The following is a 20086-nucleotide window of genomic DNA, read 5'->3' on the forward strand; positions in this document are numbered from 1 at the left end:
ATTCTTCAAGAAACCATGACAACGCTTGTACGCCATTTTGAAATACTTGACAAAAAATATCTCAGCCTGGTGACGATGATGATTGGGGGCTTTGCATTTTGAAACCCGTCCAAACATTTAGCTCTGTCAGCATCAAGGAAAAGGAAGATGTGCGAAAAACCTTTCAAAACCTGCTAGACAGATTGCGCTCGAAGTCCGACACTGCCCCTGGCCTGGATGAGATCCCTCGCTGCGCTCGGGATGACATTGGTTCGAAGGGGTAATGGAAAGAGAAAAGGGCGTGTTTACCCTTAGATACTTAGTGAATCAAACACGCCCTTTTCTCTTTCCTCCATTTGACGCGCAGTTCTTGTCATCCCGAGCGCAGCGAGGGATCTGACTAAAAGTAGATTTGCCATTCGTTCATAACCACTTTGCCATCAAGTATTCTTGGGTGGTCAACGCGTTTCTTCTATGTGTCCTATGTGCCTATGTGGTTCAGAAAAGAATCACTACTCACAATCTTCAGCACCTCTGCAAATCGCCTCCCCCTCACACCCCCGCTTCCTTCAACACATCCATCAGCACCGGAAACGCCAGGTGATCTTTTAATTCTTTTTTGGACACCCACTCAGCTTTAGAGATGCCTTCATCCGTTTGCGCTTGTGGTGTGAATTGTTCCGAGGTAAACAGAAACCAGTGACATCTTTTCAACACCCGCCTTTCTCCGCGGAAGAAGGTATGGTAGGTGGTGAGCAACTCACGCTTCATGACAAGGTCGCCGGCATTGCACTCCTCCTGGATCTCACGGATGGCGGTTTCCAGCATCGTCTCATCGCCCTCCGCCTTTCCCTTGGGGAGATCCCAGCCGATGCCATGTGATGGTCTTTCAATGGCCAGCACTTTTCCGTCGGGGTTGAGGACGCATCCTCCCGCTGCCACTTCGATATCAAACAGCTTGCAATAGGCTTCAAAAGAGGCTTCCGGTGCATCGCTCAGGATGTATACCTCGCCGAAGGACAGGTCGCCCTGCTCCATGCCCTCCTGCACCAGCGGAAGGATGGATGACGGTCCGAGGGACACCGTGAAGAAAGTCGGGTCAACGGCTTCCCGGGACACTGCATCAGCAAATATCAAAGGCATGCCGTTGACAAAAACTTTATACATTTGCGCCATGATTTTAAATGACGATGTAGCGAAAAAGACTGCTGAGTTGCTGCTACAAATTAAGGCAATAAAACTTAATCCCGGAAAACCTTTTCAATGGGCCTCCGGTTGGCTTTCCCCCATTTACTGTGATAACCGCAAAACACTTTCTTACCCGAAGGTGAGAACGTATATCCGTCAGCAGCTGGCCGACGGCCTTGAAGAAAAGTTCGGAAGACCCGATGTCATCGCCGGGGTGGCAACAGGTGCCATCGCCCACGGGGTGCTGGCCGCACAAGCCCTGGACATTCCCTTCGTTTATGTTCGGCCCAAACCGAAAGAACACGGACTGGGCAATCAGATCGAAGGTGACATGGAGTCCGGACAAAGTGTGGTGATCATCGAAGATCTCATTTCCACCGGCATGAGCAGTCTGAGTGCCCTGGAAGCCATCAGACAGGCAGGCGGCAACGTGAAAGGCATGATCTCCATTTTCGATTACGGATTCAAACAGTCGGAAACAGCTTTTGCGGAAAGCAACTGCACGCTGTTCTCCCTTTCAGGTTATGCAACCCTCCTGGAGGTGGCGGCCGAATCACAGTACATCAACCGGGACGAACTCAAAACCCTGGAAGCCTGGCACAAGCAACCTTCCACCTGGAAACCCTGAATAGCACATGGCACAAGTCCTGATAAAAAGTGAGACCTATAACCTTCCCTTCGACGAAGCCCTGGTTGCCGGTTGGCTCAAGGATCTGAGGAATTTCGAACAACTCATGCCGGAAGGCAAGGTGAGCAACTGGAAGGCCGATGAGAACTCCTGTTCTTTCATCATCAAAGGCATGTCGTCACTGGGCATGGAAAGGCATCCGCAACCCGGTCCGCATGAGGTCCGCTATAAATCCACCACCCAAAGTCCCATCAAGTTCGACCTGTTTGCCCGCATGACGACATTGCCGGACGGCCACTGCGAGGTACGGTTTGAGCTGGAAACGGACATGTCGCCCTTTGTGAAGATGATGGCGGAAAAACCGCTGACCGCATTTTTTGATGCGATGGCATCTAAGATCGGCGCCCAACTGGAGGCTACCAGATCCACTTAAGTTCCTGAAAGCGGAAGGCACGACGGGACTCGTCGTTGAATTGCAGCACCAGACGCCCTTCATCATCAACCCCTTCAATGCGGCCGGAAGTACGGCGGCCTTCAATCATGAAATCCCGCCACAGGTCTTTGCCATAAAGCATATCCCTGTATTTTTCGGTGAGCGATGTCGGATCATCCTGAAAGACCTTCCACTCCCGATCCAATATAGCAGCACACGCATCAAGTGCCTCTTCAAGCGGATGAATCACGCCGGTCAGATGACGTACGGACACCGCCCGGCTTAATTCTTCCGGGAATGCCTGCTGGTTCAGGTTCAGCCCCACTCCTGCAATTGCATGGGCCAGCGTGTTTCCCTGGATGGCACTTTCGATAAGAATACCGGCGATCTTCCGATCATCCGCCACAACATCGTTCGGCCACTTGACTGCCAGGCAATCCATGTCTATATGAAAGTATTCGTGAAGGAAGTCTACCAGGGCGACGGACACCCATTGGTTGAGTAAAAAGGCACGCGCCGGTTCGAGCTTGTCGGGATAAACAACCATGCTGAACACGAGGTTGCTGCCGGGCTCACTCACCCATTTGTTCCCGGGCTGCCCCTTTCCGGCAGACTGCTCGATCGCATAATACAGACTCCCATGCGCTACGGGACCCTCCTTCAGCAACCTTGCACAATGGGCATTGGTGGAGTCCACCGATCCCAACCTGACTTTCATTTGACCTATGCTCATGCTTTAGCGTGCAAATGCAAAAGAAATGAGTATTTTTGTTTTTTCCGAAAAATCCGGGTGGAGCCATTGAAGACAGAGGCGGCAGGTCCCAGCATACAGATGAAAAAAAAGAACGAGTCAAAAAAACTGACAGAAGCCATCGTACATGGCATGCTGGAACGAAAGGCAAAGGATATTGTACTTCTGGACATGACCGGAATAGAAAATGCCTTTTGTGAATATTTCGTGATTTGCCACGGTGATTCCAACACCCAGGTAGATGCCATCGCTGATTCCGTTGTGGAAGAGGTGCGAAAAGCTGTAGGTGAAAAACCCTGGAGCAAGGAAGGCTATGAAAATGCCGAATGGATCTTGCTGGACTACGGAAATGTTGTGGCACATATATTCCAACCGACCCAAAGGGAGTTTTATCGAATCGAGGAACTTTGGGCCGATGCACGCAGAGAAGATATCCGCGAAGAAGCTGTCGGAAAAAAATCGGTTAAATCTAACGCTTAAACGTCTATTAAACTTAATGAAGGAAGAATATACCGACAAGGACCCCAAACGCGTCAGGAAGGAATCCGGCCCAGCCGGCCAACCACCGCGAAAGCCGAAATTCAATTTTAGTTTTTACTGGGTATACATCGTTATCTTTCTGATCATTGCCGCCATCAACGTATTTACCTGGGGCAATGAGGTGAAGGATGTCTCCTACACCAAGTTCGAACAGGAGCTGCTGAAGGAACATCACGTGGAAAAGATCGTGGTGGTGAATGATGAGTTTGCGGAGATCTATATCAAGAAAGCAAGCCTGGAAGCAAACCCCGATAAGTTCAAGGATGTTACCAAACGTTCCAACGCCATCTTTGATAACTCCGGTCCACAGTACACCCTGAAGATCGGTTCGGCGGATCACCTGCAGAAACGACTGGACGAGATTCAGAAGGATTTCAAACCGGAAGACAAGATCAACCTGGAGTTTGACACACGCCGCGATGTGCTGAGCAGCTGGCTGGGTTACCTCCTGCCCTTCATCATCCTCATCGCCATATGGGTATTCATCATGCGCCGTATGAGCGGCGGCGGGGTCGGCGGAAGCCAGATCTTCAATATCGGAAAATCCCGCGCCACCCTCTTCGATAAGGATACGCAGGTCTCCGTGACATTCGACGATGTGGCCGGATTGGAAGGTGCCAAGATCGAGATCAAAGAGATCGTTGACTTCCTGAAAAACCCGAAAAAATACACGACCCTCGGCGGAAAGATCCCCAAAGGTGCATTGCTGGTGGGCCCTCCAGGAACGGGTAAGACCCTTATCGCAAAGGCCGTTGCCGGTGAAGCCAAAGTCCCTTTCTTCTCCCTGTCGGGTTCTGACTTTGTGGAGATGTTCGTGGGCGTAGGTGCCTCCCGGGTGCGTGACCTTTTCAAACAGGCCAAGGAAAAAGCGCCCTGTATCGTATTCATCGATGAGATCGATGCCATCGGACGGTCCAGGGGAAGACGCATCACACAGGCCGCCAACGACGAACGTGAAAATACCCTCAACCAGCTTCTGACGGAGATGGACGGCTTCGGCACCAACAGCGGAGTCATCATCCTGGCCGCCACCAACCGCGCAGATATCCTGGACCGCGCCCTGCTCAGACCGGGCAGGTTCGACCGTCTGATCTACGTGGAGCTGCCCGACCTGAAGGAAAGGGAAGATATTTTCAAGGTGCACCTGAAGCCTATCAAGCTGGATACCGCACTGGACATCGCCTTCCTGGCACGTCAGACCCCCGGTTTCTCCGGCGCCGATATCGCCAATGTATGTAATGAAGCCGCTTTGATCGCCGCACGTAACAACAGGAGTTTTGTAAGCAAACAGGACTTCCTGGATGCGGTGGATCGGATCATCGGCGGTATGGAGAAGAAGAACAAGATCATAACCATGGACGAGAAAAAGGTGATCGCCTACCACGAAGCCGGACACGCCACCGTCAGCTGGCTGGTGGAACATGCCAGTCCCCTGGTGAAGGTGACCATCGTGCCACGCGGAAAGTCGCTCGGCGCCGCATGGTACCTGCCCGAAGAAAGGCAGATCACCACCACCGACCAGATGCTGGATGAGATTTGTGCGACACTCGGCGGAAGGGCTGCGGAAGAAGTGATCTTCGGAAAGATTTCCACCGGTGCCCTCAACGACCTTGAAAAAGTGACCAAGCAGGCCATGGCCATGGTCACCATCTACGGACTGAATGACAAGATCGGAAACCTGAGTTACTATGACTCCACCGGACAATCCGAATACAACATCAGCAAACCTTACAGTGAGAAGACCGCACAGCTCATCGACGAGGAAATTTCCCGCATCGTTGAACAGCAGTACATCCGCGCCAAGGAGATTCTGATGAAAAACAAAGACAAGCTGATGCGCCTGGCGGAACAGCTGCTTAAGAAGGAAGTCATCTTCAAGGAAGACCTGGAAGATATTTTCGGTGAAAGGCCTTTCCGGAAAAAGGAAGAGGTGGATTCAAAAGATGCTAAGGCAGAGAAGCCCGAAGACCATCCGCTGCCCGATGGCACCATCCGCACGGAACTGCCGGCTTCTGGAAATGAGAACGGTGGTGTGCCGGAAAAAACCGTGCCCCCGGGCTCTCCGGAAGCCCCAATGAATAACGGAGATTCCGCTTCCGAAGGCGCAAAGCAAACTGAACTGAACCTGTAAAAAGGCTTGGGTAATGAATGAAAGTACCTCTAAGGAGAAGATCCTGAAAAAGATCCGTAAGGCGCTGATCCAAAAGAACGATAGTCCCTACGCATCCACCGACTACGAAACGCCGGTATTTCATCCGGCCGAAAACAGCCTGGATCTGACCTTCGCCGAAGCCTTCATCGCTATTGGCGGCCAGTTCCGGTTTTGTGAGAACCTCGAAGAGTTGTCGCAAGGGTTATCCGCCCTGATGGAAGAGCACCAATGGAAGCATGTATACTGCTTCGAGGATAACCTGAAGGATATTCTGAAGGACATGCAGCTGTCATATGTAGATAATAAAACGGAGTTCTCCAACATCGATGCAGGCATCACCACGTGCGAATTTCTGGTCGCCCGTACCGGCACGATCCTGATGTCTTCCGCCAAATCTTCCGGACGAAAGCTTCCCGCCTTCGCCCCGGTTCATGTGGTGATCGCTTCCACCAACCAGCTGCAATACGATCTTTCAGACGGCCTCGCCGCATTGCAAAAGAAATACGGTGAGAAATGGCCATCCATGGTCACGGCGATTACCGGCCCAAGCCGCACCGCCGACATTGAAAAAACATTGATCATCGGCGCCCACGGCCCGAAAGAGGTGTACGTATTCCTGCTGGACTCGGGCAAGTCATAAGCACCGCAATGGGCGAATGGGTCAATATCTTTTCCGACACCAATCTGCAACGTGTACAGATCGTCATGGGCCTGCTGGATCATGAAGGCATCCAATCCGTTTTCTTTAATCAACAGGATTCCGCATACCCATCCGTCGGTGAGATCAATCTGATGGTCAACCCCGAAGATGTGATCCGGGCCAAACGCATCGTCGAAAAATTCCAGGACGAATGATGCAACGCGCCATCACCGGTATCGTTTTTCTCGGCGTGATGCTGGGGGGAATTTATCTGGGACCACCCTACCTCACCATTTTACTCGCCTTTATCGCTACGGTTGGCTTGCTGGAGTACTATAAGCTTGTCAGGTCGGAACACACACAACCTTACACCTGGGTTGGGGTTGCTGCAGGATTGTTGGGTTTTCTTGCAAATCTTATTGAACAACCCGGATTGTATTCTTTGTATTTCATTCTCCCGCTTATTGCAGGCATCGAAGTTTTCAGAAAATCTGAAAAACCACATCACAATCTGGCACATACGATATTTCCTTTGGTGTATGTGATTGCACCCTTCATTTTTATACTGGAAATGGGAAGAGACATCTCCGGATGTGACAATCCTAACTATAATCCGGTGATCCTCTACATTTACTTTGGCACCATCTGGTGTTACGATACCATGGCCTATATCTGCGGCCGTTTCCTGGGACGCCATAAACTGCTGGAAAGGGTGTCTCCCAAGAAAACATGGGAGGGTGCGATCGGTGGTTTTATTTGCGGACTTGCCGTCATGACCCTATGCCGCCAATGGTTACCTGCTGGCTTATCCCTTGTTGAATGGCTCGGCTTTGCCGCCATCGTTATGATCACCGGCACCCTGGGCGACCTCTCCGTTTCAGTGATCAAGCGGAAGGTAGGCGCCAAAGACACCGGGACGCTACTCCCCGGTCACGGCGGGATACTGGACCGTTTCGACAGTGAGCTGTTATCTGCAGGACCTGCTTTTGTATACCTGTTGTTGCTGAATTAATCCGGTTTCAAACTACCCTTTTTTTTCATTCCTTTGCAGCAAATCCGTACCATGAAATTACACCGCGAAGGCACACCCACTATTTTATTGACCCTGTTGGTCACGCTCATCCTGTCTTCTCTGAGCTATCTGTATCTCCCGCCAATTTTGTTTTATATACTCGCCGCAGCGCTTGCGGTCGTCGTGGTGATCGTCGTTCGCTTCTTCCGGGTCCCGAACCGGCCGCCGGCAGCTGATGAAAACCTGATCCTGTCACCATGTGACGGCAAGGTGGTGGTGATTGAAGAAGTGGAAGAAACCGAATACTTCAAAGGCAAGCGAAAGCAAATATCCGTTTTCATGTCGCCGCTGAATGTGCACATCAACTGGTACCCGATCGCGGGACGGGTGGCCTATCAAAAATATTTTCCTGGAAAATACCTGGTGGCCTGGCACCCTAAGTCTAGCACGGAAAATGAACGGGTGACCGTGGTGGTGGAAAAAGAAGACGGACGTGCGATCCTGTTCAGACAAATTGCAGGCGCCCTGGCCCGACGCATCGTATGTTATGCAAAGGTGGATGACAAGGCCACGCAGGCTGGCGAGATGGGCTTTATCAAATTCGGCTCCCGCCTGGATGTATTTGTACCTGTGGATGCAGACATCAAAGTGAAGATCGGAGACGTGGTCCAGGGCCGGCAAACCCCGCTTGCCGCATGGGCATCAACCCAACGTTAACATTTTTTGGCTGGCATCGTATACCGGTAATGTCTATTTTTAGGTTCTAACATAAAAACGAAGCGACATGAAAAAGGTAGCATATGGCCTGATCCTGACTTTTGCGTTGAGCGCAGTAGCCGTCTCCGCAGGAAGCCTGATGGGTGACAACAACCGCATTCAGACCTCCATTGTTGACAAGGACAAGGATAAAGACAAGGACAAAAAGAAGAAAAAATGTAACAAGGAAAAATGCTGCAAGGAAGCCAAGGAAGGCCAGAAATGCTGCAAGTCCAAAGAAACCTGTCACAAGAAAGCAGAATAGGATTTGACCAAAACATGAGAAAGGCCCTGAACAAGGGCCTTTTTTTATGGCACCAACACATCCACCGCACTTCCGAAACTACAGAAAAGCAGGGACCAGGCGATCACGGAAATAGCCAGGTAGAGAAATGCCTTTTTTTCTTCATGGCGGTAATAGCGGATCGCCAGAAATGTTCCCACAGGAATGGACAATAACGCAGGGGTCAGAAATGCGATCCCCGGAAGTCCATACTTTGTTTTGATCCTGACCAGCCTCCGGTTGCTCCGGGTGAATATCTTATGCGGCTTTCCGTTGTTTCGCGATATCCTGCGATTCACCCACCAGGCAGTGATGCGGTCACTCAGCACTCCAAAGATCAGGACACCGGTGATGCCTCCCAGGGTGGTAGACAGGAACATCCACCAGAACGGGAGATCCGCTCCATAGGCCACCGGAAACGCGAATGCAAACTTCACGGTACTCATTAAAAAAACGGTGAGGGCTTTCCAGATCATCTCCTGTTATCCTTTCCAAATGCGTGCCCACCAGGGCAAGTGATTGATCCTGATGGTGGCGTAACGCTCTTCCTCCGCTCCGAAACTTCCGTAAAATCTTGCCAGGTTATCATCGTTGCTTCCTTCAAAATCCAGCAAGCATCCCTGCTGCCCCGCATTCTGACTGATATGATGATCTATCAGGAACGGCATGGCACCGAGTGTTTTCCCTTCTGTTGAATTCCCGGTGAACATCAACACGTGCCGGTCCTTCCATTTCAAGAAGAAGGCACCCGCAATGGTTTTACCATCTTCCGTTGCAGCAAGCAGCAATTGGCTTTGTCCGTGCGCAAGGGCCTTGTCATACAAACGGGCAAGGAGGTCATAGGCACGGTCATCCATGCCATCAATGTTCTTACCCCGGTCACTTCTGAACAAAGCTATCACAGGTTTGATATCATTTCCTGTGGAGATGCGGATGTTGTTCTTCTTACCCTTCTTTATATTGCGTGTGAGATTGGTGCTGTACTTCTTCCGGACCTCATCATAGGACGGGGAAAGGTCCAGCACCAGGTTTCTGTTCCAGCGTTGCACGATCGCATCACTCAACTGCTGATGTCCGTGATTCATCTTGAGATCGATCCATAAAGCATGTTCAGTGCATAACCGGAGTACGTCATCTGTTTGTGAAGAGGTAGGATTGATCGGGCTAAACAATCCCAGCTGTTGCACAAAAGGAGGTGTAAAGGAATATCCGATCCAGGCTTTTTTTCCGGTGGGAAAAGGGAACAGCGCTTCATAGTCGCCATAAACCAGGGCATTCCAACCGGGACATACCGTATCCAGGAAATAACTTTGCGCATAGGGCATGGCATTGACACACCTGCCCAGGGTTTCATCCCATCGTTTCTTGTCTAGCTGATCATGTGGAATATAACGGAACGAGGGCTTCATGATGCCTGCGCCTCCCTGACCAGTTCTTCGTACACCGGATTCCACCCTTTCCATATTTCGTTTTCGCTTAATGACTCGTTGTGCCACAGACTTACAAAGAGTCCATTAACAGAACGCACCTGGTCTATCAATGGTTTCACCCGACCGATCACTTCTTCGGGTTTTAGCTTCATATAATATTTCAATGTGGCATCCATCACCTGAAAAGGAACCACTTTCAGATCGGTCCACTCTTCGCGTTCCAGGTCATAAAAATGAAACGGCGTGCAGGTGCCGGCGCGAAAGCCGATCTGTTCCGCAAAGCCCATGGTGTGGTCTTCGTGAATGTCGGCGAGCAGCAATCGCCGGTAAGTTTCCGGCATCGCCATTTTCAGAAAATGCTGGCGGCTGCGTTCCGTTTCTCTATTGAGAATGGCCGAAAGGCGCTGTGATTCAACAAGCAGTTGTTCCGGTCGCTGGTTGGAGCCGTAGGAAGGATGAACACCGGTATCGGCATAATCCGCCAGGCGCTTGATCAGGGCCTGAAACCTCCTGTTGTGCACCGACAGGTTCTTATCGTTGTGGCCATAATCTGCAACCAGGAAAAAGTAGATGGGGCGCAGGTCATAGCGTTTCTGAATATCCAGGAGTTGTTCGTAGGTATCGTACGGGTCCCTCTCCTGCCGCAGCAGCACACGTGTTCTTAAAATCACTTCATTCAGATCGAATGCTGCGAATGACTTGAGATAACCCCCGGCTGTCCGTATCAACCCCTTCTCTTTGTATGCATAGGCATTATCGATATCGACGGTGGATAGATAGCGGTACTTTCGCGGTGCCGGAGAAAAGGTGGGAAATTGTTTTTGGAGTGCATGGCCGAGTGCGATGGCCCATCGGTCCACCACGGGATCTGCGAGGAAATTCTCCTGCATGGCGAGCGATGCATGTGCCTCGAACCTTTGATGCTGATCACTGATAAAAGGAAGATATTCTTCATAGCGCGTGATCATGTAGAATGCGGCGGCAAACGGATCAAAGGGAAAGCCTGCATGAGGAGGCGAAGGAAACAATGCCTTGGTTCCCTCCCACTTTATCACACGTACCTCCTGTGGTGATACACCCCGTTCCTGAAGAATATCCGCAGGAAAAATATGCAAGGCATTGGGAATGTTCTGCTGGGAGTAATTGATCCGGGGACCGGTGAAGGCGTTGAACTGTTCCAGATCATCGGTGATCTCGAACGGTGTCCCCAGGATGTCCTGCAACAAGAATGATACCGCATAGCGTATGCGGCTCGTAGGCCTGGATGCGAACAGCAGGATCATGTTAAAACTTCAGGTGTTCCAGCAGTTGTTTGCAAATGAAGTCCGCTGCCTTTCCATCTCCGAAGATGGGTGGCGCAGGGTAATCAGAGAGCCCCCGAAGCCCCGTGACCGCATCCAGTATCCGGGTAGACTGGCTGCCGCCTGCCAATGCCGACGTGCCGTTCTCCACCAGCTCCACCCATTCAGTCTGATCCCTGAGAACAACACACGGTTTTTTGAAGAAAAAAGCTTCCTTCTGCAATCCACCTGAGTCTGTCAGGATGAGTTCCGCATTTTTCTCCAGGGCAATCATATCCAGGAAAGATACGGGTGGGATGATCTTAAAATCCTCCGTCTCCCTGATCGCCGATTCCAGTGCAGGGGCCAGATTCCGTTCCATTGCTTTCCTGGTTCTGGGATGTGCGGGAAGTACAACCACGGTGCCTTCTTCACATGCCACGGTCAGCAATGCTTCCATGATGGCATTCAGGCGGGACGGTTCGTCAGTATTGTTATCGCGGTGAACGGTGGCCAGGACAAAGCGGTCCGGTGTCAGATGGCAATCCTGCAGGATGGTGGACCTGGTTGCAGAGACATCAGCGAAGTGCAATGAATTATCATACATCACATCGCCGCAATGAAAAATACCCGGATGATCCAGGTTGAACGGAGGAGATGCTTCCGTGTCAAATCCCTCCTTTTTCAGATTTTCAATGGCGGTATGTGTGGGGCAAAATAAAAATGACGAAACGTGGTCGGCGAGAACGCGGTTCACTTCTTCCGGCATGGATTTATTGAATGAACGCAGACCCGCTTCAATGTGTGCTAGTGGCACATGCAACTTCGAAGCGGCGAGGGCACCGGCCAGGGTGGAATTGGTATCACCGTAAACCAGCACAACATCGGGTTTCTCGGTGAGGATCACCTCTTCAATCCCTTCAATCATCCGCGCGGTTTGCTTGCCATGTGACAGTGAACCGACATGCAACTGGTAGTCGGGAGCGGGAATATCCAGCTCGGTAAAGAACACTTCGGACATCTCCTTGTCGTAGTGTTGTCCGGTATGGAGGATCACTTCGGTCATGCTATCCGGGAATGTAGACCGGATGGCCCGGTTCATGGCGGAGGCCTTGATGATCTGGGGTCTGGCCCCTACGATGGTCAATAGTTTAATCATATTTTATCGGCTACAACAGTCCTTCATCGGCAAAGCTAAAATAGGCATGACCTCCGATGATCAGGTGGTCAAGTACCTGTATCTCCAGAAAATGTCCGGCGGCCTTCAGCTTTTCCGTCAGAATTTTATCGGCGTTGCTGGGCTTCACATTCCCTGAAGGGTGGTTATGACAAAGGATCACACCGCATGCGAGGTGCTCCAGTGCCAATTTAAAAATTATTTTGGGGTCGGCAACGGTACCACTCACGCCGCCACGGCTCACAGAAGCTTTGGCTATCATGCGGTTGGCCCTGTTCAGGAACAGCACCCAGAATTCTTCGTGGGAAAGATCTTCCAACACCGGAGCGATCAGATCAAAGGCATCACTGCTGCCGGAGATCGCAGGAAACTCTTCGTATCCGGCAAGCCTTCTTCGCCTTCCGAGCTCCATGGCCGCCATCACGGTAAGTGCTTTGGCCTCACCCATCCCCTTGAACTGCTTCAGTTCCTTCACGCCCATGGTACTCAGCCGGGATAGTTTGTGGTCTGCTGCTTCCATCAGCTTGCGTGCGAGGTCTACCGCCGAGCCATCCTTATATCCGGATCGAAGCAGGATGGCCAGCAGTTCACTGTCGGTAAGTGACGCCGCCCCCATGTCAAACATTTTTTCGCGGGGCCGGTCCTGTCTTGACCAATGCCTGATACTCCTATGTTCCCGCTGGATGTTCATCCGTGTAAAGATAACAGCTTTAGCTATACGTTGGGGCGGGTGTTGGTAACGTGTGACTGTGCAAAAGTTGTTAATAATTCCACGTCGTTTTTACCAACCCGGAACCAGAACCATGCGTAATAGTAGCCAAGTTTTTAAGCCATAGGTATGACGACGAATGAGTTCAGCATATTTTTTGAAAAGCCCTGTCGGTTCAAGTTGAAATCCGGGAAAGTGGTTTACGGTGTGATCTGGGAAGAAAGACTTCCATCGGGAGAAAGGCAACACTTCTTTTCAAGTCCCGGTGATTACCATAGTTACCTTGTGGCATATGCCATGCATGATATGGCCGCCTGCCAGAACCTCCGGCATCATGTCCGACTGTCAGAAGTGATTGGCGCGGAAGTGCTGGAAGAAGAAGTGGTGATCCTGTCCCGTCCTGCGTGATGGTAGATGATTTGGTGATGTGGCGATGTGGTGATTTGGTGATTTGGTGATTTGGTGATGTGGTGATTTGAAAACCTGCCAGCCGAAGCTTAGGACAGTGCAGGGCAGGCCGTGGTGATGATTCAATTATTGTCTGATGTCTATTGTCTGATGTCTACTATCTGGTGTCTATTATCTGATATCTATCGTCCGATTTCTATTGTCCGACACATTGATCACCTACAATACCTTTGGTTCGGCGAAGGTTCCGTTATACAAGGGCTCTGCTATCCTGTCACCCTCCGCTATATTCATCAAACGCCGCCATCAGCTTTCGATAGACTTGCCTAGGTTTTCTTCGGCCGTAGGTGAGGTTAGGCGAAGGTTGCACCTTCGTCTGTCTATCCTGTAGCTTAAAGCTACAACCTTCATCACATTAAAACTGCCATTCATTACCGCGTTGACCAGATAAGTTTATTCGGGTTGAAGGCATGATGTTATCGGAGTATAATGTACTAAACCTCGGGAATAATTCAACATACAGTTTTTCTCCAACCCCGAAGGGGTGAAAGAACTATAGAAAACAAATATCCCCGGATTTTTACAGAACCCCATCCCGCACCGGCTGTGGTTTGCTAAAGGTACAATGAGAATGATCTTCAGCCGGTGCGGGATGGGGTTCCCGGAATCATAATAAAATATCGGGCTATAATACTTTCACCCCTTCGGGGTTATACACCAGAAGGTTTAACGCAAGTCAGGATACCTACGTGCCCAAGTGTCAGGTAAATTATGTGGCTAACGCCTTATTAAGTCGGGAATAATGCTCAAGCTGAACACATCTAGTATAACAAGACGAAGTGCGCATGTGCCGGTATCGTTGTGATCCGGGAACCTTCGCTCAACACTGTAGTGTTACCATCTTGCCAGGCAATATGAACTACGTGAGATCACAGAGGATCTGTTTTTCACCCTCCGCTATATTCATCAAACGCTGCCATCAGCTTCCGTGTCACCGGCCCCGGTGTTCCACCCCCGATCACATGATCTCCCACTTTCACCACAGGCATGACCTTGGTATTGGTACCGGTTAAAAACGCTTCATCCGCTTGCGCAAGCTCTTCCAGGGTTATGCGATCTTCCACTACTTTCAATCCTAAAGATGAGGCCAGTTCTATAATGACCTTGCGGGTGATGCCTTTCAGAACGCCATCTCCTGCCGTATACAACACACCGTTGATCACCATGAAAAAATTACTGCGCGAGCCTTCCCTGATCTCTCCCTGCTGGTGGTAGAGTACTTCGTAGAGATTTTCCTTTTTACGCTCCGGCAACAACCGGATGCTGTGCAGATAATTAATGGTCTTGACTTCCGGTAACTCCCGGGTATAATCGGACAGCTGCAATGCCACCCCCTCTGCAAAACCGGTTGTATTGAATGCAGGCAACGGTTCCGAGATCATAAAGAGGTTGGGGTGTTCGGAAGTCATGCTATCGGTGGTGTATCCGCCGGTCAGAAGCATCCGGAAACCAATTTCTTTGAGCTGGGATGTTTCGAGCAAATCATCAACGGCCTTGGTCAATGCCTCCTTCGCGGCAGGAATTTCCAGGCCCATGAGTTTTGCAGAACGGTAAAATCTTTCCAGGTGATCCGGCAAACGAAAAGGTTTTCTTCCGTAGGTTCGGAAATAGTCGAATATGCCATAGCCCCGGAACATGGCCAGGTCGTTCAAAGGCACCCGGAAGTTATCCAACGGCGATATTCCTTCGGGTGTCCACACGTGACGTTCATTGCGGGCGTTCACGCTTGTCTCTGACTCTGCCATTTCCATAATACTTGATGGTTATATACTTTTTCTGTTCATCCTGCTGGATCCACCGTCCCTGCTCCCATCCGTCAACAAGCAAGCCGTATTCAGCGAGGACACCGTTGGGATGCCAGTAGGTCCAGCTGCCATGCAACACATCGTGCATATAGTGACCCCGGGACCGTAAGGTGCCGTCCGGATACCAGCTGTACCACGTCCCCATTCGCTCATTATTGACATACAACCCTTCCCTTTCCAATGCACCATCATCATCATAATAGCGCCACCAGCCCCTTACAATGTCATTCCTGTAGTAACCCGTCTCTGCGATATGGCCATTCCGGTGCCAGGATATCCATTCTCCCTCTTTCTTTCCGTCAATGAGGCGAACCCTGCTCTTGAGCTCACCCATCGTATAGTGTTTTTCAATGATCCGGTTATGACGGTAATGCGTAACGATGCGGTCAAAAGATTCACTGACCACGACCGCCAGCAATATGGAAAAGGCCAGCGATACCCAACGCCACCATTTCTTTTTCCTTCGGATAAACCAGAATAAACCCAGGCCATATAATCCGGCCAGAAAACCCACCAGGATTCCGAATGCCACACTTTCGTCCTTCACTCCTACAGTGGCAACGAAAGGCAGCATAAAAAAGCATATCCATAATGCCTCGTCTGCTTTACCTGGTCTCTTAAATATCATCTTCCTAGGCGGTCGGGCATTAGAAATTGGTCATTGGACATTGGAAATTAGACTATAGGACATTAGACACTGGGATAGTCATTGGACATTGGGGATTGAAGCGTTTGGATAACAAGGGCATTGAAAGATGGGTTCACACCTACATCATTGCCCTAATATCTCAATAATTTATCAATGCCATGAGCTGCGTTTCAAAACGGGCTTTAGGCAGAAAATTCCATTCGAGTTCAGATACAAAGGGAACAGGGGTGTCGAGGCTGGCAGAACGCACCACAGGAGCGTCAAGGTCCTCAAAGGCATGTTCATTGATCAATGCCGCAATCTCTCCTCCGAAACCACCGGTAAGGGAGTCTTCATGCAGAATGATGGCCTTGCCGGTTTTCCTGACGCTGGCAAGGATGGCATCGAGATCCAGTGGCACCAGGGTCCGCAAGTCTATCAGGTCAGCGGATATTTCGGGGTGCCGGTCAAGGGTCTCCAGGGCCCAGTGCACACCAAAGCCATAGGTCACAATCGTTACCTCATCTCCGGAACGGATGGTGGCAGCTTTCCCCAATTCATGTGTATAATATTCCCCATGTACCGGACCGGTGATGCTTCTGTACAGCGCCTTATGTTCAAAGAACATCACGGGATTCGGATCTTCAATGGATGCTGCAAGCAAGCCTTTGGCATCCGCCGGAAAAGCCGGGTACACCACTTTCAGTCCGGGTGTATGCGTAAACCATGCTTCGTTGGATTGGGAATGAAAAGGGCCTGCCGCCACACCTGCGCCCGTGGGCATCCGGATCACCACATCGGCATATTGTCCCCACCGGTAATGCAATTTGGCGAGATTGTTTATGATCTGATTGAAACCGCAGGTCACAAAATCCGCGAACTGCATTTCCATGATCGCTTTGAAACCATGAATGGAGAGCCCGAGTGCCGCCCCCACAATAGCACTTTCGCATAGCGGGGTATTGCGTACCCTGTCTTTCCCAAAGCGCTCGGTAAATCCTTCGGTGACTTTGAATACGCCACCGTAATCTGCAATATCCTGCCCCATGATCACCAGGTTGTGGTGTTTTTCCATGGCTTGCCGCAGGCCTTCGGAAAGGGCATCCACATAGCGTAGTTCCCGGACCTCTCCGGATGGAGCTATCGTAGGTATCTCCTGTTGATTGTAAACATCCCCCAATTCTTTATCCGTATCCGGTTGGATGGTATCGGCGGCAAAAGCGATATCCAGGGCATCAGAAATTTCTTTTTTGATCTCGGCCCGGATGCTGTCTACTTCGACCTCATCCAGTATCTCTTCTTTCAGTAAGTAGGCCTCATAGTTATTCACCGGATCCTTCTTGGCCCACGCTTCCATCAGTTCGGCGGGCACGTATTTGGTGCCGGAGGCTTCTTCATGGCCACGCATTCTGAAGGTCATGCATTCCACCATCACCGGTCTGGGTGACTTTCTCATGGATGCGGCCGTGCGACTGATGGTATGGTACACTTCAAGAATGTTATTCCCATCAATCCTAACCGACTCCATTCCATATCCTTTGGCCCGATCGGAAATGTAGGTACAGCGGAATTGTTCGTTGGACGGGGTGGAAAGCCCGTAGCCGTTGTTCTCTATCACGAAGATCACAGGAAGATCCCACACCGCGGCCACATTCATGGCTTCGTGGAAGTCTCCCTGACTGGTAGCCCCGTCTCCGGTAAATACCAGGCTCACCTTCTTTTCTTTCTTCAGCTTATGTGCCAGGGCGATGCCGTCTGCGATGCCCATTTGGGGCCCGAGGTGACTGATCATGCCAACGATGTGATGCTCCGTTGTACCGAAGTGAAAGGACCGGTCCCTGCCATGGGTGAAGCCGGAATCCTTGCCCTGGAACTGGGCGAACAATCGTTGCATGGGAATATCCCTGGAAGTAAAGACACCCAGGTTGCGGTGCATGGGTAAAATAAATTCATCGGACTCCAGTGCAAGTGCCGCACCAACGGATACCGCCTCCTGGCCTATGCCGGAGAACCATTTGGAGATGCGACCCTGCCGGAGCAGCACCAGCATCTTCTCTTCAATTAATCTGGGTTTTAGCAGTGCACGATAAAGCTCCTTTAGGCGGTCATTGTTGTATGACCGCTTTTTGAACTCCATGACCGGAGCTGATGTGGTACCGGATGGCATTTCCGCCTACTCGGTTTTCATGGAATCCGTAACCATAGAATCCTGCTGCATCTCCAGATTGGCGAGGGAATCAAGCCTGGCCTGTTCCGCAGCCATTTCTTCTTCCATGAGGTTCCGTTCGGCTTCGTAGATGGAATCATTGCGCTCCTTCTCCGTACGAAGTTCTTCTTCACTTTTTCCACCACCGCCACAAGCAGCCATAGCACATACGATGCCTATCCAGAGGTATGGTCTTAATTTTGTCATGATTAAAGGGTTTTGTGTTTCACAAAGTTACATGCAAAACCGGAGTTTCAAAACAGCAAAAAAAAACCCCGGTGATGTACCGGGGTTTTTCCTTATTCAAATTGTATGCTTACTGCTGCACCTTCACGGTAAAGGTAGCTGATCCGGTTGCAGTTGTGCTGCTTACGGCAGTAACCTTGATCAGACCGTATTTACCGGCTGCGGTTTTGAAACCGATGATGCTGTTAACTGCCAGACTGCTGACCTTGGTGCTGGTAGGCGTACCTACGTTGCTCAGGATCGCAGTGTCGTCTGTGATTGCATCGAACTGGGTAGCGGTCATGGATGAAGACAGGTTTACGAAACGGGTGCCGTTGGTGGTGCCGCCAGTGAAAGGCAGGGTATTAAATACACCGTCTGCTTCGGTATCGTCCGGAGCACCGAATGATGGCGTTCCGCCGGTAGGCACGTAGTAAACCGCATCTACACTTGCCGAGTTGGCAGGCGCATCTGCTGATTTATAAATGGTTCCGTTGGACAGACCGATAAAGCTACCCAGGGTGGTGTTGCTTTGTGCACCGGCCTGAAGACCGGTATGGGTGTCAATTGCACCACTGGCTACCGTTTCAACGGTAAAGCTGAGTGAAGCGGACTCACCGTCTGCATCTGTAATGGTGAACTTGAAACTTTCTGTGCCTACTGAAGATTGAGCAGTGAAGTTGTAAGTCCATGTGCTCATGCTTTTCGCATTCAACGTAGAATCCAATACAGTAACAGGATTGTTGTTGGCTGTACGTGTCACTTTAAAGCTCACCAGTTTGGTGCTGGTGGTGGCATTTGAAGCTGCACTTACACCTACTTTGAAGGCGTCGCCTACGGTCAGTTGCACGTTGCTGTCAACATAGCCCGCACCGCCAACAAAATTCATAGTTGGAGATTTATCGGTACCGTCGTCGTCGTCATCTTTCTTACAGCTCGTCAGGAAACCTACGCTACCAACAAGCATGTATAGCATTAAAGTTCTTACCTTTTTCATGTCGTTCATTCTTTGGTTTTGGTTATGTCAAATTCTTTGGCTCTCTGTCAGGCAAATCGTGTGCCAAACACAAAGGTCTGCGAAGTTAATCATCGTTCGAGAATTTCACAAATCCGCATCCCATCTATCCTCAGGTTGTTTTTATAAGCCCTAAGTTTGATAGCTTTACGGTATGGTTAACAAATCCGATTTGCGTTTACTTGCCAGCCGCCTTGGCTTGTCAATGTTGATATTCACTTTGTGCCGGTTGTTATTCTTCGCATTCAACCCGGGTGCGGTAAACGTTTCAGGGTTTTCTGTTATGATTACGTTAATGGTGGGTTTACGCATAGATGCCTCCGCTGTAGCCATGACTCATGCCCCACTGATCATTCTGTCCCTGATCCCGTGGATCAAAAAAGAGAAGATCATGCATGTACTGTTTGTGCTGGCCAATGCACTCGGATTGCTATCCAACCTGATCGATGTTGAATACTTCAAGTTTATCGGAAAACGAACCACCATTGATGTGCTGGACCTGATGGCCAGCGGCAGCGACTTCTGGAACCTCCTGCCCAGGTTTCTGCTGGATTACTGGTACGTTCCCGCAGGATGTCTGGCACTCGTGTGGTTATTAAACCGGTTGGATAAGCGCTTCATGGTCATCCGTCAACAAAATAATCCGGACATCAAATCATGGAAATTCTACATTATTTCAACCATCCTTACCCTTTCCATCACGGTTCTGGCTATACGTGGCGGCATTCAGATGCGTCCCATCGGCACGGCTTCAGTGGCCCAATACGTAGAACCGGAGATG

At 50.5% G+C, this 20086-nt stretch carries 23 protein-coding genes; 11 read left to right on the forward strand and 12 right to left on the reverse strand.

Annotation, left to right across the window (positions count from 1 at the left end; translation table 11 throughout):
• Window positions 1-531: 531 nt before the first annotated feature.
• Window positions 532-1146: an NUDIX domain-containing protein gene (locus KDD36_10410; GenBank protein ID MCB0397058.1), complete on the reverse strand. Its 615-nt coding sequence runs from the start codon at window positions 1144-1146 to the stop codon at window positions 532-534.
• A gap of 7 nt (window positions 1147-1153) precedes the next feature.
• Between KDD36_10410 and KDD36_10415 the strand changes: the two genes are divergently transcribed.
• Complete coding sequence (locus KDD36_10415; GenBank protein MCB0397059.1) at window positions 1154-1795, forward strand: orotate phosphoribosyltransferase; 642 nt, start codon at window positions 1154-1156, stop codon at window positions 1793-1795.
• 7 nt (window positions 1796-1802) lie between these two features.
• Window positions 1803-2228, forward strand: a complete 426-nt coding sequence (locus KDD36_10420) for a hypothetical protein (protein MCB0397060.1) — start codon at window positions 1803-1805, stop codon at window positions 2226-2228.
• Here the strand turns inward: KDD36_10420 and KDD36_10425 are convergent.
• Complete coding sequence (locus KDD36_10425) at window positions 2212-2946, reverse strand: biotin--[acetyl-CoA-carboxylase] ligase (GenBank protein MCB0397061.1); 735 nt, start codon at window positions 2944-2946, stop codon at window positions 2212-2214. The genes KDD36_10420 and KDD36_10425 overlap by 17 nt on opposite strands.
• A gap of 114 nt (window positions 2947-3060) precedes the next feature.
• On the opposite strand from KDD36_10425, the gene rsfS reads away from it, so the two are divergent.
• From rsfS to KDD36_10460, 7 genes are all read left to right on the forward strand, one after another.
• Window positions 3061-3459: a ribosome silencing factor gene (gene rsfS, locus KDD36_10430; GenBank protein MCB0397062.1), complete on the forward strand. Its 399-nt coding sequence runs from the start codon at window positions 3061-3063 to the stop codon at window positions 3457-3459.
• Between the two features lie 16 nt (window positions 3460-3475).
• Window positions 3476-5650 (forward strand): ATP-dependent zinc metalloprotease FtsH, encoded by a 2175-nt coding sequence (ftsH, locus tag KDD36_10435; GenBank protein MCB0397063.1) that lies wholly within the window; start codon window positions 3476-3478, stop codon window positions 5648-5650.
• 13 nt (window positions 5651-5663) lie between these two features.
• Window positions 5664-6311, forward strand: coding sequence for a lactate utilization protein (locus KDD36_10440; protein ID MCB0397064.1), 648 nt, complete (start codon window positions 5664-5666; stop codon window positions 6309-6311).
• Window positions 6312-6319: 8 nt separating this feature from the next.
• Window positions 6320-6526, forward strand: coding sequence for a DUF2007 domain-containing protein (locus KDD36_10445; protein ID MCB0397065.1), 207 nt, complete (start codon window positions 6320-6322; stop codon window positions 6524-6526).
• Window positions 6523-7323, forward strand: a complete 801-nt coding sequence (locus KDD36_10450; protein ID MCB0397066.1) for a phosphatidate cytidylyltransferase — start codon at window positions 6523-6525, stop codon at window positions 7321-7323. The genes KDD36_10445 and KDD36_10450 overlap by 4 nt, the downstream gene beginning before the upstream one ends.
• 51 nt (window positions 7324-7374) lie before the next feature.
• Window positions 7375-8040 (forward strand): phosphatidylserine decarboxylase family protein, encoded by a 666-nt coding sequence (locus tag KDD36_10455; protein ID MCB0397067.1) that lies wholly within the window; start codon window positions 7375-7377, stop codon window positions 8038-8040.
• Between the two features lie 67 nt (window positions 8041-8107).
• The gene (locus KDD36_10460) at window positions 8108-8344 is read left to right on the forward strand and encodes a hypothetical protein (protein ID MCB0397068.1); all 237 of its coding nucleotides are present in this window, start codon (window positions 8108-8110) and stop codon (window positions 8342-8344) included.
• 44 nt (window positions 8345-8388) lie between these two features.
• Here the strand turns inward: KDD36_10460 and KDD36_10465 are convergent, their stop codons facing one another.
• From KDD36_10465 to radC, 5 genes are read right to left on the reverse strand one after another with little or no spacing between them, the layout of a single operon-like run.
• Window positions 8389-8838: a hypothetical protein gene (locus tag KDD36_10465; GenBank protein MCB0397069.1), complete on the reverse strand. Its 450-nt coding sequence runs from the start codon at window positions 8836-8838 to the stop codon at window positions 8389-8391.
• A 6-nt stretch (window positions 8839-8844) separates the two neighbouring features.
• Window positions 8845-9825 carry a GNAT family N-acetyltransferase gene (locus KDD36_10470; GenBank protein ID MCB0397070.1) on the reverse strand — a complete coding sequence of 327 codons (981 nt, stop codon included), beginning with the start codon at window positions 9823-9825 and terminating at the stop codon, window positions 8845-8847.
• Window positions 9768-11075 carry a polysaccharide deacetylase family protein gene (locus KDD36_10475; protein ID MCB0397071.1) on the reverse strand — a complete coding sequence of 436 codons (1308 nt, stop codon included), beginning with the start codon at window positions 11073-11075 and terminating at the stop codon, window positions 9768-9770. Before KDD36_10475 ends, KDD36_10470 begins: the two co-directional genes overlap by 58 nt.
• Before the next feature lies 1 nt (window position 11076).
• Window positions 11077-12231 (reverse strand): UDP-N-acetylglucosamine 2-epimerase (non-hydrolyzing), encoded by a 1155-nt coding sequence (wecB, locus tag KDD36_10480; GenBank protein MCB0397072.1) that lies wholly within the window; start codon window positions 12229-12231, stop codon window positions 11077-11079.
• Between the two features lie 10 nt (window positions 12232-12241).
• Window positions 12242-12940 carry a DNA repair protein RadC gene (gene radC / locus KDD36_10485; GenBank protein ID MCB0397073.1) on the reverse strand — a complete coding sequence of 233 codons (699 nt, stop codon included), beginning with the start codon at window positions 12938-12940 and terminating at the stop codon, window positions 12242-12244.
• Window positions 12941-13138: 198 nt separating this feature from the next.
• Here radC and KDD36_10490 point away from each other — a divergent pair, with 198 nt between their 5' ends.
• Window positions 13139-13366: a hypothetical protein gene (locus tag KDD36_10490; GenBank protein MCB0397074.1), complete on the forward strand. Its 228-nt coding sequence runs from the start codon at window positions 13139-13141 to the stop codon at window positions 13364-13366.
• 947 nt (window positions 13367-14313) lie between these two features.
• Here KDD36_10490 and KDD36_10495 read toward each other — a convergent pair.
• The 5 genes from KDD36_10495 to KDD36_10515 all read right to left on the reverse strand — a co-directional run bounded on the left by KDD36_10495 (window position 14314) and on the right by KDD36_10515 (window position 19287).
• On the reverse strand, window positions 14314-15171 hold the full coding sequence (locus KDD36_10495; protein ID MCB0397075.1) for an aminotransferase class IV: 858 nt from the start codon (window positions 15169-15171) through the stop codon (window positions 14314-14316).
• Window positions 15134-15859, reverse strand: coding sequence for a hypothetical protein (locus KDD36_10500; protein MCB0397076.1), 726 nt, complete (start codon window positions 15857-15859; stop codon window positions 15134-15136). Before KDD36_10500 ends, KDD36_10495 begins: the two co-directional genes overlap by 38 nt.
• 160 nt (window positions 15860-16019) lie before the next feature.
• Entirely contained in the window at window positions 16020-17996 is a 1977-nt protein-coding gene (locus tag KDD36_10505; GenBank protein ID MCB0397077.1) for a dehydrogenase E1 component subunit alpha/beta, read from the reverse strand.
• 36 nt (window positions 17997-18032) lie between these two features.
• Entirely contained in the window at window positions 18033-18272 is a 240-nt protein-coding gene (locus tag KDD36_10510) for a hypothetical protein (protein MCB0397078.1), read from the reverse strand.
• A 109-nt stretch (window positions 18273-18381) separates the two neighbouring features.
• Window positions 18382-19287: a hypothetical protein gene (locus KDD36_10515; GenBank protein MCB0397079.1), complete on the reverse strand. Its 906-nt coding sequence runs from the start codon at window positions 19285-19287 to the stop codon at window positions 18382-18384.
• 172 nt (window positions 19288-19459) lie between these two features.
• Between KDD36_10515 and KDD36_10520 the strand changes: the two genes are divergently transcribed.
• On the forward strand, window positions 19460-20086 hold a 627-nt coding region (locus KDD36_10520; GenBank protein ID MCB0397080.1), incomplete at its 3' end, for a hypothetical protein.

This window comes from Flavobacteriales bacterium (genome assembly GCA_020435415.1).
GTDB lineage: Bacteria > Bacteroidota > Bacteroidia > JACJYZ01 > JACJYZ01 > JACJYZ01.

Coding starts and splice junctions, on each gene's coding strand:
- rsfS (MCB0397062.1), top strand. CDS start 3,061: ATGAAAAAAAAGAACGAGTCAAAAAAACTGACAGAAGCCATCGTACAT.
- KDD36_10505 (MCB0397077.1), bottom strand. CDS start 17,996: ATGGAGTTCAAAAAGCGGTCATACAACAATGACCGCCTAAAGGAGCTT.
- KDD36_10510 (MCB0397078.1), bottom strand. CDS start 18,272: ATGACAAAATTAAGACCATACCTCTGGATAGGCATCGTATGTGCTATG.
- KDD36_10500 (MCB0397076.1), bottom strand. CDS start 15,859: ATGATATTTAAGAGACCAGGTAAAGCAGACGAGGCATTATGGATATGC.
- KDD36_10410 (MCB0397058.1), bottom strand. CDS start 1,146: ATGTATAAAGTTTTTGTCAACGGCATGCCTTTGATATTTGCTGATGCA.
- wecB (MCB0397072.1), bottom strand. CDS start 12,231: ATGATTAAACTATTGACCATCGTAGGGGCCAGACCCCAGATCATCAAG.
- KDD36_10470 (MCB0397070.1), bottom strand. CDS start 9,825: ATGGAAAGGGTGGAATCCGGTGTACGAAGAACTGGTCAGGGAGGCGCA.
- KDD36_10455 (MCB0397067.1), top strand. CDS start 7,375: ATGAAATTACACCGCGAAGGCACACCCACTATTTTATTGACCCTGTTG.
- KDD36_10460 (MCB0397068.1), top strand. CDS start 8,108: ATGAAAAAGGTAGCATATGGCCTGATCCTGACTTTTGCGTTGAGCGCA.
- KDD36_10420 (MCB0397060.1), top strand. CDS start 1,803: ATGGCACAAGTCCTGATAAAAAGTGAGACCTATAACCTTCCCTTCGAC.
- KDD36_10445 (MCB0397065.1), top strand. CDS start 6,320: ATGGGCGAATGGGTCAATATCTTTTCCGACACCAATCTGCAACGTGTA.
- KDD36_10415 (MCB0397059.1), top strand. CDS start 1,154: ATGATTTTAAATGACGATGTAGCGAAAAAGACTGCTGAGTTGCTGCTA.
- KDD36_10475 (MCB0397071.1), bottom strand. CDS start 11,075: ATGATCCTGCTGTTCGCATCCAGGCCTACGAGCCGCATACGCTATGCG.
- KDD36_10425 (MCB0397061.1), bottom strand. CDS start 2,946: ATGAAAGTCAGGTTGGGATCGGTGGACTCCACCAATGCCCATTGTGCA.
- KDD36_10450 (MCB0397066.1), top strand. CDS start 6,523: ATGATGCAACGCGCCATCACCGGTATCGTTTTTCTCGGCGTGATGCTG.
- KDD36_10440 (MCB0397064.1), top strand. CDS start 5,664: ATGAATGAAAGTACCTCTAAGGAGAAGATCCTGAAAAAGATCCGTAAG.
- ftsH (MCB0397063.1), top strand. CDS start 3,476: ATGAAGGAAGAATATACCGACAAGGACCCCAAACGCGTCAGGAAGGAA.
- KDD36_10495 (MCB0397075.1), bottom strand. CDS start 15,171: ATGGCAGAGTCAGAGACAAGCGTGAACGCCCGCAATGAACGTCACGTG.
- radC (MCB0397073.1), bottom strand. CDS start 12,940: ATGAACATCCAGCGGGAACATAGGAGTATCAGGCATTGGTCAAGACAG.
- KDD36_10515 (MCB0397079.1), bottom strand. CDS start 19,287: ATGAAAAAGGTAAGAACTTTAATGCTATACATGCTTGTTGGTAGCGTA.
- KDD36_10465 (MCB0397069.1), bottom strand. CDS start 8,838: ATGATCTGGAAAGCCCTCACCGTTTTTTTAATGAGTACCGTGAAGTTT.